The organism is Paenibacillus sp. LS1, from assembly GCF_026013365.1.
Classification (GTDB): domain Bacteria; phylum Bacillota; class Bacilli; order Paenibacillales; family Paenibacillaceae; genus Paenibacillus.
Window position 1 is genome coordinate 65,485 of the sequence record NZ_JAPDOE010000016.1, and the last position, 12,780, is coordinate 78,264.

At 47.2% G+C, this 12,780-nt stretch carries 11 protein-coding genes and 1 riboswitch; all 11 genes read right to left on the reverse strand.

Translation table 11 applies throughout. From position 1 onward, the window contains the following. Positions 1 to 552: 552 nt before the first annotated feature. The 11 genes from OM416_RS29190 to OM416_RS29240 all read right to left on the reverse strand — a co-directional run bounded on the left by OM416_RS29190 (position 553) and on the right by OM416_RS29240 (position 12,739). Positions 553 to 1,389, reverse strand: coding sequence for a MetQ/NlpA family ABC transporter substrate-binding protein (locus OM416_RS29190; protein ID WP_264935373.1), 837 nt, complete (start codon positions 1,387 to 1,389; stop codon positions 553 to 555). Positions 1,390 to 1,472: 83 nt separating this feature from the next. Further along, entirely contained in the window at positions 1,473 to 2,144 is a 672-nt protein-coding gene (locus tag OM416_RS29195; protein ID WP_264935375.1) for a methionine ABC transporter permease, read from the reverse strand. Continuing rightward, the gene (locus OM416_RS29200; RefSeq protein WP_264935376.1) at positions 2,141 to 2,950 is read right to left on the reverse strand and encodes a methionine ABC transporter ATP-binding protein; all 810 of its coding nucleotides are present in this window, start codon (positions 2,948 to 2,950) and stop codon (positions 2,141 to 2,143) included. Before OM416_RS29200 ends, OM416_RS29195 begins: the two co-directional genes overlap by 4 nt. A gap of 130 nt (positions 2,951 to 3,080) precedes the next feature. Beyond that, positions 3,081 to 5,390 (reverse strand): PQQ-like beta-propeller repeat protein, encoded by a 2,310-nt coding sequence (locus OM416_RS29205; protein WP_264935377.1) that lies wholly within the window; start codon positions 5,388 to 5,390, stop codon positions 3,081 to 3,083. Positions 5,391 to 5,485: 95 nt separating this feature from the next. Continuing rightward, positions 5,486 to 6,280, reverse strand: coding sequence for an energy-coupling factor transporter transmembrane component T family protein (locus tag OM416_RS29210; protein WP_264935378.1), 795 nt, complete (start codon positions 6,278 to 6,280; stop codon positions 5,486 to 5,488). Continuing rightward, positions 6,255 to 7,832 carry an ABC transporter ATP-binding protein gene (locus OM416_RS29215; protein WP_264935379.1) on the reverse strand — a complete coding sequence of 526 codons (1,578 nt, stop codon included), beginning with the start codon at positions 7,830 to 7,832 and terminating at the stop codon, positions 6,255 to 6,257. Before OM416_RS29215 ends, OM416_RS29210 begins: the two co-directional genes overlap by 26 nt. Beyond that, positions 7,833 to 8,426 carry an ECF transporter S component gene (locus OM416_RS29220; RefSeq protein ID WP_145146145.1) on the reverse strand — a complete coding sequence of 198 codons (594 nt, stop codon included), beginning with the start codon at positions 8,424 to 8,426 and terminating at the stop codon, positions 7,833 to 7,835. It lies immediately after the preceding gene. 416 nt (positions 8,427 to 8,842) lie between these two features. Further along, positions 8,843 to 8,951: riboswitch (TPP riboswitch) on the reverse strand. Positions 8,952 to 8,995: 44 nt separating this feature from the next. After that, positions 8,996 to 9,664 (reverse strand): pectate lyase, encoded by a 669-nt coding sequence (locus OM416_RS29225; RefSeq protein ID WP_264935380.1) that lies wholly within the window; start codon positions 9,662 to 9,664, stop codon positions 8,996 to 8,998. A gap of 325 nt (positions 9,665 to 9,989) precedes the next feature. Next, positions 9,990 to 10,865 (reverse strand): radical SAM/SPASM domain-containing protein, encoded by an 876-nt coding sequence (locus OM416_RS29230; RefSeq protein WP_264935381.1) that lies wholly within the window; start codon positions 10,863 to 10,865, stop codon positions 9,990 to 9,992. Positions 10,866 to 11,005: 140 nt separating this feature from the next. Further along, a complete protein-coding gene (locus OM416_RS29235) occupies positions 11,006 to 11,860 on the reverse strand; it encodes a carbohydrate ABC transporter permease (RefSeq protein ID WP_264935419.1) in 855 nt (284 codons plus the stop codon). 6 nt (positions 11,861 to 11,866) lie between these two features. After that, positions 11,867 to 12,739 carry a carbohydrate ABC transporter permease gene (locus OM416_RS29240; protein ID WP_264935421.1) on the reverse strand — a complete coding sequence of 291 codons (873 nt, stop codon included), beginning with the start codon at positions 12,737 to 12,739 and terminating at the stop codon, positions 11,867 to 11,869. Positions 12,740 to 12,780: the final 41 nt, after the last annotated feature.

Below are 12,780 nucleotides of genomic sequence, written 5' to 3' on the forward strand. Positions count from 1 at the left end.
TCTACCTCTTCCAGATTAATTTATAGTTCTGCTTGATCTACTTATAAGTTGAACTATAGATTATTTACACTTGCCACTCCGATGACAGAACAACCTTCCAATCCCTGTTATCCCCAGATTTTTTGATTTCCCTTCTCATGGGAAAATCCGGTGATAAAGGCGAAGCGTATACTTCCGAAGTAGCTTTCTTGCAGAAAGCTTTTAGCTTCGCTTTTTCAGTTTTTTCTGTCCTCTCCGTTTTCGTGTAAATGATTAGTACAACTTATATAGCTCTCTTTCTAACTCTTTTAGAGTTTAAAAATAGGTCTTACCTCTCGCAAAAGACATTTTTCGCACCAAATAAATTACTTAAATCTCTTAATTTATAATCCTTAAGAACTACTTTCAAACAAATTATACGAAAAAACTATTAAATAAAGTAAATCAACGCTATGACCAAATTGTTAACTTTCTAAACACTTGTTAATAGTCGTGACAGATTCCATAAAAAAAAGATCCAAGCGTTATCGCTTAGATCTAAAAAGCTATTCACATTAAGCTACATATTCTCTATTAAAATGCCGGGATCGCAATATCTGCGTATTTCTCTTCAAAGAAAGCTTTAACCTCTGGACCCGCCATGCGCTTAGCCAGCTTCTGAATGGCTTCGGAGTCTTTGTTGTCCTCACGGGCAACCATAGTAATAGCAAAATGGGAATCATCCTTCTCGGTTAACAATGCATCCTTTTTCGGTGTAAGACCGAGCGGACTGGCATATGCCGGAGTCATGGCTACCAGATCAGCATCATCCATCATACGAGCCAGCATCAACAAGTCCACTTCTTCGAACTTGAAGTTCTTCGTATTCTCGGTGATGTCTGCCTGTGTGGCGTTAAAACCTACGCCCTCTTTCAGCTTAATCAATCCGTTTTGCTCCAGCATTACAAGAGATCGACCAATGTTGGACGGATCGTTCGCAATTGCGATCGTTGCACCTTCTGGCAATTCTTCAATGGATTTGTACTTTTTGGAGTAACCTCCATAGATGGCGTTATAGATAGGTTGTACAGCCACCAGATTGGCATTGTTCGCTTCGTTATATTGGGTCATGTAAGGTACGTGCTGGAAGAAGTTTGCATCCACTTCCTTGTTCGCCAGTGCCGTATTTGGCTGAACGTTATCGGACAGCACGATAACTTCCAGGTTGACGCCATCTTCCTTCAACAGTGGTTTAACAATATCCAGTACGTCTGTCATCGGTGGAATCAACGTGGCTACTTTCAGCGTAACTTCTTGTGTAGCTTGTGTGTCTTCTTTCGTTCCTTCAGCCGCAGGTGTTTCTTCTTTTTGTCCACAAGCAGCTACGACCAGCATCACTGCGAGTAACATAAGCATCATTTTTGCTTTCATTTCATGTCTACCCCTTATCATGTCATCTGTATTGGTCTTTCTAAGTCTTGCTTCCGACTACTGTTCTTAGCCTGCAGCCCTATTCAGGATCTGCGATCCAGCCAGTGGGACAGTCTGCTACCTGTGAATTGGATCATCTGTACCAGGATAATCATAATGATGATCGTAAATACCATAATCTCCGTTTCGAAACGCTGATAACCGTAGCGAATGGCAAAATCACCAACCCCTCCACCACCTACAATGCCCATCACCGTCGAATAGGAGATAAAGCTAATCGTAGCTGTCGTGAGCCCCAGTACGAGACTAGATCGTGCCTCCACGTATAGGAATTTCACCACAAGCTGCATCGTCGATGCCCCCATGGAAGCAGCAGCTTCAACCACTCCCCGCGGTACATCGAGCAACGCTTGTTCCACCAGTCTCGCGTAGTAGGCAATCGCAATGACCGAGAGTGGAACGGTTGCCGCCAGTGTACCGATGGAAGTTCCCACGACAATTCGTGTGAACGGAATCATGAATACAACCAGCAGTAAGAACGGAAACGAACGAATGATGTTAACGATACTGCCGAGTACAAAGGACAATGCTTGATTCTGATACCGTTGTCCTCTCTGGAATAAGTACAGGAGTGTACCCAGAGGTAACCCAATCAGAACAGCTGCCGCAATGGAGATGCCCACCATGACAAAAGTCTCTCCGATCGCCTGCCATATCTCATGCTGATACTTCAGCACAGACTCAGGTAACTTCATGACTTGTCCTCCTGTTCTGCCTTACGGAACCCAAACGAACCTGCCATCCCGTATTCTTCACCCGCAAGCAAGGAGGTCAGCAGATCAGGCTGCGGAGCAGGGATACTGCTCACTTCCGCTTTAGACAACGTACGAACGAGTCTCCCATCCTTCATGACCGATATCCTGTGACATAGTCTACGAGCCACTTCCATCTCATGCGTCACTACGACAATGGTCACGCCCAGCGTTTCATTGATATGACGAAGCACATCCAGGATACCGTTCGTGGTCTGTGGATCAAGCGAAGAGGTCGGTTCATCACAGAGCAGCACATCCGGACGACTGGCAAGTGCTCGTGCAATCGCCACACGCTGCTTCTGTCCTCCGCTGAGCTGAGCAGGATATTGATCTGCCTTGTCTTCCAGTCCAACAAATCGCAGTACCTCAAGTCCACGTTCAACTCGCTGCGCACGAGATATACCCGCAAGCTCCAATGGCATGCAGACATTGCCACTCACCGTTCGGTTACTGACAAGATTGAAGTGTTGAAAGATCATGCCAATGGATCTTCGTGCCTGACGCAGACTACTTTCATTCATCTGGGTCAGGTGCTGCCCATTCACAACAACCTCACCATCATCCGGCTTTTCCAATCCGTTGAGCATCCGCAGAAGTGTAGATTTGCCTGCTCCACTCGATCCAATGATGCCATGTATTTCTCCTTGTCCCACTTCGAGGGACACCGAGCTTAATGCTTCGAATCCCTGATCTGCACGGGAACCGCGCTCGTTATAACGTTTGCTTACACCATATAATGAGATCATGGAGAGTCCTCCCGTGAATGATCATGCATGGTTCTTAAGAACACATGAAGAAAGCCCGCACAGCCGATAACCGGAGCGCGAGCAAGCCTGTTCATTTATAATAAATCAACATCCCTTACGAGACAAGCTTTTAAGGTGAGATTGCCTCTTGCAGGCGGCTGGCTTCATATACACGAAAACGTCCGTTGGACGAACCCACATATACTTCATTTCCGATTCGGTTAATCGTTCCATTCTTCGCATCTAGGTCCCGATGTTCCGGGCTTCCCATCACAACGTCATGTACACGACCTAGCAATGCTCCATTCTTCTTATTCAATACGAGCAGATTCTCGTCCATAGGCAGCAGCAACTGATCATCAATGATCAGATAACTTCCCTGATTCGTTGGATACCTTAGCGTTGCAATCGTATCTTTGGCACTCCAACGCGTCTCCCCCGTTTTATAATCCAAAGCCGCTGGATAGCCGTTCTTAATCACATACAACTGATCCTCTTCCACCAGGCCACGTTCAACCTTGCCCTTGAGCGTCCAGCGTGCTTTGCCTGTCTTGGCATCGTACAGGGTGGTTGTAAAATCTTCATATCTTCCGTAATGATCGCCGTTTTTGTTCTCCCGGATCAACAGCATGCCATCATTCAGCACCTCAAATCTCTGTCCTGCCCGAGCAGGAAATTGTGCAAGTTTCTTGCCCGTGTTCAGATCAAGCAGTAGCCATTGATTATCCAGCGATATCCATCTTTCGGCATTCGTGGTTGCAAAGGGATTCAGACGTTCGATCCCATCAAAATATGGATCATTCCCAAGTTGTTCTATGGTGGATCGTTTGGCCTTCAAGCTCCATGCGGTTCGGCCCGATTGCGGATCGGCTGCAACCAGTTTATTCTTTTCCCAGTACAACACATAAGGGTCATCTGCACTCTTGTTCAATAGTTCATAACCTGTAGTCAGTTTGCGCGTCCACAATGTTTTTCCGTTCGCACTGTCCAGAACCGTCAACCTGCTATTGCTTGAGCCTTCATTTATCGGACTATTCACAACCACGACGTTTTTTGCCGCAGTAATGCCATTCAGACTGAAATTTTGCTTAGGGGTGTACTCCCATGTGACCTTTCCGTTCTTCAAGTTCAGATGACGGATACGCTCCACGTATTTTTTCTTGTCAGGGTCATAATCGCTGTAGATTGTAACGTATTGGCGTCCTGTCTCCAACTCTGCCTGCAATCTTCCAAAACCCCCATTAATCCTCCATAATTTCTGGCCCGAATGTCGGTCAAGAGCATATATGGAGCCTTCGTGGTAATCCCCGCTAAATCCACCGTCATCCCCTTTCATCAGGAGCACGTCATCCGTGGCTGCTTGTAAAAAAGTGTAGTTAATATCCCCCTGGTTCGTCCAAAGCGGTTTCCAAGGGATTGTCGTCGGCAGTGTTGTGCCATAGATTTTTGTTGTGAACCCATATTCATCCGCCCGACTGATGTTCCAATCGGAAACAACAGCATTTCGATTATCCTGTGGTAGATTCCAGCGTGTCCTGACCACCTTGCCATTCTTGTTGAATGTGACCAGATATTGCCCATCTTCCCGCTCATATCTCCAGGTCTGTCCAATACTCATTGAATAACCCGTGTAATTTAGATTGCTTGAACTCTCTTTCCAATCCGGCTCGCCTAACCACTCAGCCACTTGTTTGGAGGTGGTTGCCTTATTCAGCTTAATATCTGTCAGATGGCGTATAACCGAAGTCTGCAGCGATGCCTCCTGATCGAACCAGCCATCAGCGACATTCATTCGATGATCTATATCCTTTTCCTTGATCCAGAGCAGTACAGGGCGATAAGTGGACGATTCCTTATTCCAGATTCGAGGGGCAATGGAGACGCCATACCAGCCATCCCACGCCGCAACAATAACAGCTTTATCTGTTAGCCTTTTCTCAAAAGACCAGGTTGAAGCACTACCCGGGGCCAAATACAGCTTACTGCCCGATTGAAGCGTGAAGCTTTGGGGAGCCGTTTTCGTCATGCTTCTGCTCCCTTTCAGCGCATACCAACTTGGCAGCCAAAAGTCTCCTTGCTCGGATGACTTGACCTGTATCCACTCACCACGAACCGATGCCAGGGTATACTTTTCACTTTTCGTCGTATAGTATTCAATCCTCATCTGGTCAGCAGCCACACTGCCTTCCCTCCTGTTTTTGAACAGAGGGATGTCGGTCATGAGCGTAACAGGTTCACCTTGTTTGTAGACCAACTGTGTTGATGAGGCTTGGGGACTTGCCCCCAAGGCTTGTGGCGTTGTAGCCGAAGCTTGTCCTCCAAGCACGACCATTTTGGAATCCAGGAGCATCCATCCCGTCAACAGCACAGCAGATAATCCAGTCATGGTAATCCATTTGTACCCTGGTCTCTGCCAGTCAGGCCCCGTCTTCACTCTCATTCATCCCCATCCATTAGAAGTTATTTCCATATAGACGCCTGTGATCAGGAAATAGTTACCGTTTACCTTAATATATTTCTCTTCATCTTCCCGTATTACCTCACATCCACCATGGTAGCATGATAAGGAAAAGTGTCCCCCATGTAATAAGCAGCGGTTAAGGTGAGCATATAATAAAATACAAACCACAGATCAGCTCGGGAATAGCCAATCTGAATGTAATACGTTCGGCTCGCTCCATCTGTGAACCCTTTCGCTTCCATCGCTACCGCCATTCGCTGTGCACGGCGAATGCTCTGTGCCAGCAGCGGAATAGCGTAACGCTTGAGTGTACCATACACATTCCAGCGAGAGCCGTGTTGCCTTGTTCCACGAATGCGAATCGCATAACGGAGCGTCTGGAATTCATCCAGCAAAATCGGGATCATGCGCATCGCGGCCAGAAAGCTATAGGCATATTTTGCGGGAAGCCTCCACTGCTGCATCAGGGAATAAAACAGTCTCACAGGCTTGGTCGTAAGACCAAAGAGTAACCCTGCCGCGGCCATAGTCAGCGAGCGAAAACCCAAGTGTAGACCGCGATAGAAACTCTCTTCGGTTATGTGAATCAACCCCCACTTATACCATGTGGTCTCGCCCTTACCAAACATCATCATACCTGTAGACGTGAAGATAAACACCAGAATGAATGGTGATGAGTACAGCATCAATCTATACCACGGGTGGCCTGTCCAGCACAGTAATAGCATCATCGCCACAGCAACGTTGGCCATTACATTCAGATTGTGAATAAGGATAACGAAGACAAACATCAATGTCAGAATAATCATCTTCAAGCCGGGATTGACGGCATGAAGCCAGGTTTCACGGTGAGGAAACGACAGTTGCATCAGATAACCTCCCGTCATCCACCGTCCAGATTCGGGTGCAATATCTTTTTACAATCTCACGGTCATGGGTAACCATAACGATGGCTGTTCCTTCACGCCGCAATTGCTCCAGTTGTGCCAGCATGGCGAACGTATTGCGGGCATCCTGTCCAAATGTAGGTTCATCCAACAGCAAAATACGCTGCTCTCTCACCAGTGCGGAGGCAACACTCAAGCGTCGTTTCTGCCCCATCGATAATTGGTAAGGATGACGCTCGGACAGATCGATTAGCCCAAATTGCTTGAGCATATGCTCAGTCCTGTCATGTCTTTCTTTCGTAGTAAGCGTGCCCCCAAGCAAGGAGAATTCCACTTCTTCCGCGACGGTGTTGGTCACAAATTGAAATTCCGGATTCTGAAATACAAACGCAATTCGATCTGCGAGCTGCTCCGTTTTGCCAGAGAGCTGACCATCCACCTCATAGTGACCTGTCGTTTTCAAAATATTTATCAGGGACAATAAAAACGAACTTTTTCCAGCTCCGTTAGCTCCCACAACACCGACCCAGTCTCCATGCCATACCTTGGCCTGTTCCACCTGAATGGAGGATTTTTTTCCACGCCATCCGGTGAACTGCTGCAAATCTAATGCAGGCTGATGTGGCGATGATACAGGGGATAAGGATGATACGTGAGATACGGGGAATATCCCAATTGTTTCGGATAAACTAGAGGCTTGCTCTGCTTCCAAGCTCGGAAAGCCCTGATCCTCACATGCCCGGTGCTCTCCAGAAATACTTCCTACTTCCTCCTTTGCTGCCTTCTCCTGCTCCCGCTCCTCCCACACGCCCGGATACCAGATTCCATAAGCCTTCAGTTTGTCACGTTCATGCGTGAATACCTGCTGTGCTGGCCCATCTGCCACGATCTTTCCTTCAGGTGATAACACAACGATGCGGTCGACCATATCGACAATCTCATTAATTTTATGTTCAACGATAATTAACGTCTTGTCACTGGCGATCCGTTTGACGGTATCCCACACCTGGGAAGTCCCCTCATCATCCAGCAGTGCAGTGGGTTCATCCAGAAACAACACCTCCGGGTCCATGGCAAGCATCGAAGCGATCGCAAGACGCTGCTTCATCCCCTGAGACATCGATTGGATTAATGTCCGATTTTGTTCAAAGGATAACCCTACCTGATCCAGATAATATTCAATCAGACCCGCCATCTCTTCACGCGTAATATTTCGATTTTCCAGCACAAATGCGATCTCCTCATCCGTATAGGACATACAGAACTGGGTATCCGGGTCTTGAAAGACCACTCCCGCCTTTGTCGGAATCTGGATATCATCACATTTCATCGGGATCTCAACTGAACGTGGTATCAGACCGCTCAATATTTGCAATAACGTCGATTTCCCGGAGCCGCTCGGGCCAAGCAACAGTACTTTCTCTCCTTGACGCACAGAAAGAGACAAGCCTTGAAATACCAAGGCCTTCTCTCCCGGGAACTTGCATCTTAGATTCGTCACACTTACCGCTTGCGAATTCCCTTCCCCGTTCATCTAATCCAGAGCCTCATAATCTTGTTTGGATACTGGTCTGAGCGAACGCGTTACACCGGTCAGTTCCAATGCTTTGGCGAGATAATAAGCGAACACTCCGGCAATCAGAATACTTCCAATGAAGCGGAACCCGATAAATAATGTATAGTTCCACGCCGAGAGTGAATCAATATACCCGTACTGGTAATCCAGCAAGAGTGAAGCCGCCGCTGCACCTATGGCTGCAAGACAGGTGACAAACAGATTGGTTTTGCGATACAAAAATGCAGCGAAGAATATCTCGGCTCCGAGTCCTTGCAACAGACCGTATACAAGTGTGGACATGCCCCATTCACTACCCAGAAAGGCACTTACCGTTGAAGCCGCAACTTCGGCAAGAATCGCCACGCCTGGTTTACGAATGATGACAAATGCAAATGTGCCTGCCATAAACCACATGCCGTAGATCATCTGCTCCGCATGAACGCCGAATGGTTTCATCAGGTCATACGTAGGTCCCCATATCTTGTAAATCACTCCGAACACCACTGCGATCACGATGGTTACCAGAATATCCGTTAGTTTCAATCGTTTGTTGCCTGCTGTTATTGCCATCTTCTCTACTTCCTTCCTCTGCTCCCTGTGGGGGTTGTAAAAGTGTGTGTTCAAAAAGACTGGTTTTCAGTACCAAGAAGATGGGATGAAGCTAGAAATGGAGTAGCGGAGCGTAGGGAAAACTACGTGAGCAACGGACATTTCGGCTGAATTCCATATTCGATGCTGATGATGCCGTCAGGCATCCTTCGTAATCAAAAGCAGACTTTTTGAACAACCTATAAAAGTAAACAAAAAAAGCCTCCCCGGTTCCGGGCAGGCCTTACGCACAGGATACAATCCTCACAACGATGTATGGGATGGATGTCGAAAAGACGGAATATCAATCACTCCCTCTCCGTTGCAGCAGACCAACCACCGTAGCTAAAAGAAGTTATGTTTGTTTTCCCCATTAATTTGCACATTTCACCCTTACACATTGTAAATCCATGTTCTCTACGCTGGCATTACCCAGATCAGATGTACGGTCAGCGGCACAAGGCCACTCTCTCAGCCCAACTTCATTGAGCTCCCGGTTCACTTATTTCATTGCTTCTAATGTACATCAGATGGGTAATTGTGGCAATCTTTTAATATTGCGTGTTTCCAGACTGGCTCGTTTTCCCTGAAGCAAAGCCCTTGAACAGCGTTGGCACTTTGGAATAACGTGTATTTGTGATTTTACCTACAGTGGAGCTGCTATCTGTCCGCAGGATGGAATCCTTTACATTAGAAATGTCAGAGTTGGACACATTCATTGTGACCGCATAGGATGTTCCGCCATTTTGACGCACCAGCTTACCGATATCATCCGCTCTGAAATTTTTAATATTGATCGTACCGGAGGCATTCATCTGGAACACTTTGTCATAGGCCTTGTACGCTGCACCACCCGTGATATTTACAGTCCCTGCAGATTTCAGCGTGAGCGCATCCTCACCGACATCCTTCCAGGTTACATTTTCAATATTGCAGTTGCCATAACAGTGCACGCCATCCGCAGCTGGTGCTTCAATCACAACATTTTTCAACGTAGCTCCTGCTTCCAGTCGGAAAATAGGTTTCTGGTTCTCGGCCTGGCTACCATCTCCTAATGTTTTGGGATCTGCGGCAACACTTTTACCTTTCCCATCATACGTCGTTCCTTTAGGAACAATAATCGTTGTCTTCACAATCTCGGGAGCTGCCGACACCGGAATTGCACCAAATGCAGAAGCAAGCAGACCCACTGACAACAACACCGTCAACATCTTTTTCATAAATAAACATCCTCCCTTATTTGAATTCAATAGGTTCAAGCAGAGACTTGTCTTCATATAACTAAGAGAGAAATCTCTGTCTTCGGAACCTACCCTGATCCTACCAAATGAAGGAATGTTACGAGAATAATCATTAGGTCACGTAACCATTTTCCAGCATAGGACCTGATGTTTCAGCATGTTTTGCGGTATCATGTCTACTTGTTATGTACCGATATCAACTTCGGATATGCTCTATTTACAGCCTCAATAACACAACAAAGACCACATCATCTGTTATAGACAACGTGATCTTATAGAGAGTTAAGTAATTCACTAATATAGTCTAGGCTCCAAATCGCTGACGATACCCGCATTTCCTACACAACTCTTCCACAGCTTCCCGCTTGGAAAAACCATACACCAGATTGTTCGCTCGCTCACCCTCAATAATCTCCGAGAATGATTTCTCGTGCACGTTACCGAGGTTAATGACACCCTCGCCATCGAGACAGCATGGAACCACTGTTCCATCCACAAGCACAGCTGCCTGACCGCGAAGTGCATGGCAAAAACCTTTGCCGTCATCTTCGGGTGCATCCAGACTTGGCCACTGGAACTCATGGTCCTGATTCAGGTATACATTCGGGGCAATTTTGACCCCGCTGCCTGGAACTACTTTTTCCTCAATGCGGAAGTCCAGATTGAATTCACGTTCCAGTACTTCAAGGGTCTCCCGATTTCGATTCATCTGAGCATTCGTGAAGTTATCCTGCGTCAGATTCCACAGTCGGAATGAGATGATGACATTGTGCTTAACAGCCTCGTGTACAAAAGACAGAATATTGCTCAGGTACCCGTCACGGTCAGTTGAACCTTCATGCCCATCGAAGCTGTGCAGGGAGAAGTTCATCTGCCGCAGCGCCGGTTTGCCGAGCAATTTATGCTGAGTCTTGGGCAGCAGTGTACCATTCGTGGTAATGTTCACCTTGAGTCCCTTCGCATGTGCGGAATCGAGCAGCAGATCTATTTTGGGATGCAACAAGGGTTCACCTTTGACATGTAGATAAATATGGTTGGTATGTGGTTTAACTTGATCCAGTATATTGTTGAAGACTTCAGGGTCAATGAATCCTTTGGCACGCTGTGTCTGCGGACAGAAGCTACACGCCAGATTACAGATACTTGTGATCTCAATATATACTTTTTTGAACGTTTTCAACTCGGGTCCCCATTCTGCTTAGGAGGGAGAACAATCCCACCCGCATTTGTGATCCGGCCCATATGCGCCACCACTATTATATCGGGTTAAGGAGCCTAGGTAAATTGTTGAACTGTTTACGGGTTTAAAGATTTATGTCATTATCCTTTGACCCCGCCAACCGTCAGTCCTGAGATAAAAAAGCGTTGGAAGAACAGGAACAGAATCAGAATCGGTACAATCGCAAGCACGGCTCCAGCGATTAGTTCTTCGTAATGATTGCCCAGTGGCGATACGAAAGACGCGAGTCCAATCGGCAGGGTGAATTGTTCGGTTGTCCGAAGCACCACGAGTGGCCAGAGAAAGTTATTCCAACTGTTCATTGCCTGCAGAATGGCTATCGCCCCAAAAGCTGGAGCCATCAACGGCACCATAATGCGGAAGAAGATCCCGAACTCCGTACAACCGTCAATTCGCCCTGCATCCATAAAATCCTTCGGCAAACCTTGGGCAAACTGCCTGAAGAAGAAGATGGGCAAGGGTGCCACGATAAAAGGTAGAATAACGCCCCACACCGTATTGATCAGCTTCAGCTTAATCGTCAGTTCATATAAGGGGAGTAGGATAATCTCCATCGGAATCATCATAACGACCAGCACCAGAGTGAAGATCAGATTCTGGCCCCTGAACCGATAGACCCCCAGCCCATATCCGACCATGGAGGAGAACAGCAGACTTAATACCGTGAATAATGCCGTGATGACAAGACTGTTTTTGTACCATATAAAATAGTTCCCTGCTGCTCCCGTTCCGGTGAAGATCGATTTGTAATTCTCGAAGCTCATTAACGCCCAATCCCATCTAACATTGAGTCCATATCGAAACAGTTCCGTTGCCGGTTTCAGCGAAGCGAGGATTAGCGCATATAACGGAAATAGCATCAAGATACCCAAGATCACGAACAACACCAGTAACAGCAGTGAAGCCACATTCAGTTTGACTCCCCATCTATGCATCAATTCCTAATCCTCCTTCCTGAACATGCCGAGTAAGGTCAGCTGAAGCATGCTGATCACGAGTGTAATCACCAACAGCGTAATGCCAATTGCTGCGCCGAATCCCAGATTGAAATACTGGAAACCTTGTTGGTAGATATACCCCACCATCGTTAACCCGATATTTTGTGGAGACGGTTTGCCTGCCCAGAGCATGTAACTCTCCGTGAACATGGCATATCCGCCATACAAAGTAATCGTCACCACATAGATCGTGATCGGTTTGAGCATCGGCACGGTAATCTTGGTGAATTTGTTCAGCACACCCGCTCCATCGATATCTGCCGCTTCATACAGATCCTTGGGGATGCTCTGCAATGCCGATAGAAAATACAGCATGTTAATCCCGATCCAGCGCCAACCTGCCAGGACAACCAGTGCGACCATCGCAAGGGACGAACTGTACAACCATTGCTGGCTCGGAATACCCAGCAGGTTCAGGATGGAATTCATCAGCGCACCATCCAGCTCGCCGAAGATAAGCCGGAACACAACCCCCGCTACAACAACGGAGGTCAGTGCCGGAATAAACAGAGCAGAGCGGAACACATTACGAGCCATCATGCGACTTGAGTTGAGCAATACAGCAAGCACGAGTGGGATAGGAACCAGCAATAGCAGCGTCCAGAACGTATAACGTGTGCTATTCCACAGTGCTGCACGGAAATCGGCATTCCACAGCTTGCCGTAATGCTCAAGCCCCACAAACTGTACGTCTCCGGGGAGCACCTGCTGGAAACTCATAACCCCGGCTCGAAATAACGGGTAGGCAAAGAAGATGAGAAAAGACAAAATGAACGGTAATACAAACAGATACGGTGCCCATGTTCTGGCACTCATCCGTACTCTCCGCCGTCTGGTGGCGCGTACAGAAACCGTTG

Bases quoted from the DNA above. Each gene is read 5' to 3' on its own strand.
- OM416_RS29215 (WP_264935379.1), bottom strand. From the start codon at position 7,832: ATGAACGGGGAAGGGAATTCGCAAGCGGTAAGTGTGACGAATCTAAGA.
- OM416_RS29195 (WP_264935375.1), bottom strand. From the start codon at position 2,144: ATGAAGTTACCTGAGTCTGTGCTGAAGTATCAGCATGAGATATGGCAG.
- OM416_RS29240 (WP_264935421.1), bottom strand. From the start codon at position 12,739: ATGAGTGCCAGAACATGGGCACCGTATCTGTTTGTATTACCGTTCATT.
- OM416_RS29205 (WP_264935377.1), bottom strand. From the start codon at position 5,390: ATGAGAGTGAAGACGGGGCCTGACTGGCAGAGACCAGGGTACAAATGG.
- OM416_RS29225 (WP_264935380.1), bottom strand. From the start codon at position 9,664: ATGAAAAAGATGTTGACGGTGTTGTTGTCAGTGGGTCTGCTTGCTTCT.
- OM416_RS29200 (WP_264935376.1), bottom strand. From the start codon at position 2,950: ATGATCTCATTATATGGTGTAAGCAAACGTTATAACGAGCGCGGTTCC.
- OM416_RS29210 (WP_264935378.1), bottom strand. From the start codon at position 6,280: ATGCAACTGTCGTTTCCTCACCGTGAAACCTGGCTTCATGCCGTCAAT.
- OM416_RS29190 (WP_264935373.1), bottom strand. From the start codon at position 1,389: ATGAAAGCAAAAATGATGCTTATGTTACTCGCAGTGATGCTGGTCGTA.
- OM416_RS29235 (WP_264935419.1), bottom strand. From the start codon at position 11,860: ATGCATAGATGGGGAGTCAAACTGAATGTGGCTTCACTGCTGTTACTG.
- OM416_RS29220 (WP_145146145.1), bottom strand. From the start codon at position 8,426: ATGGCAATAACAGCAGGCAACAAACGATTGAAACTAACGGATATTCTG.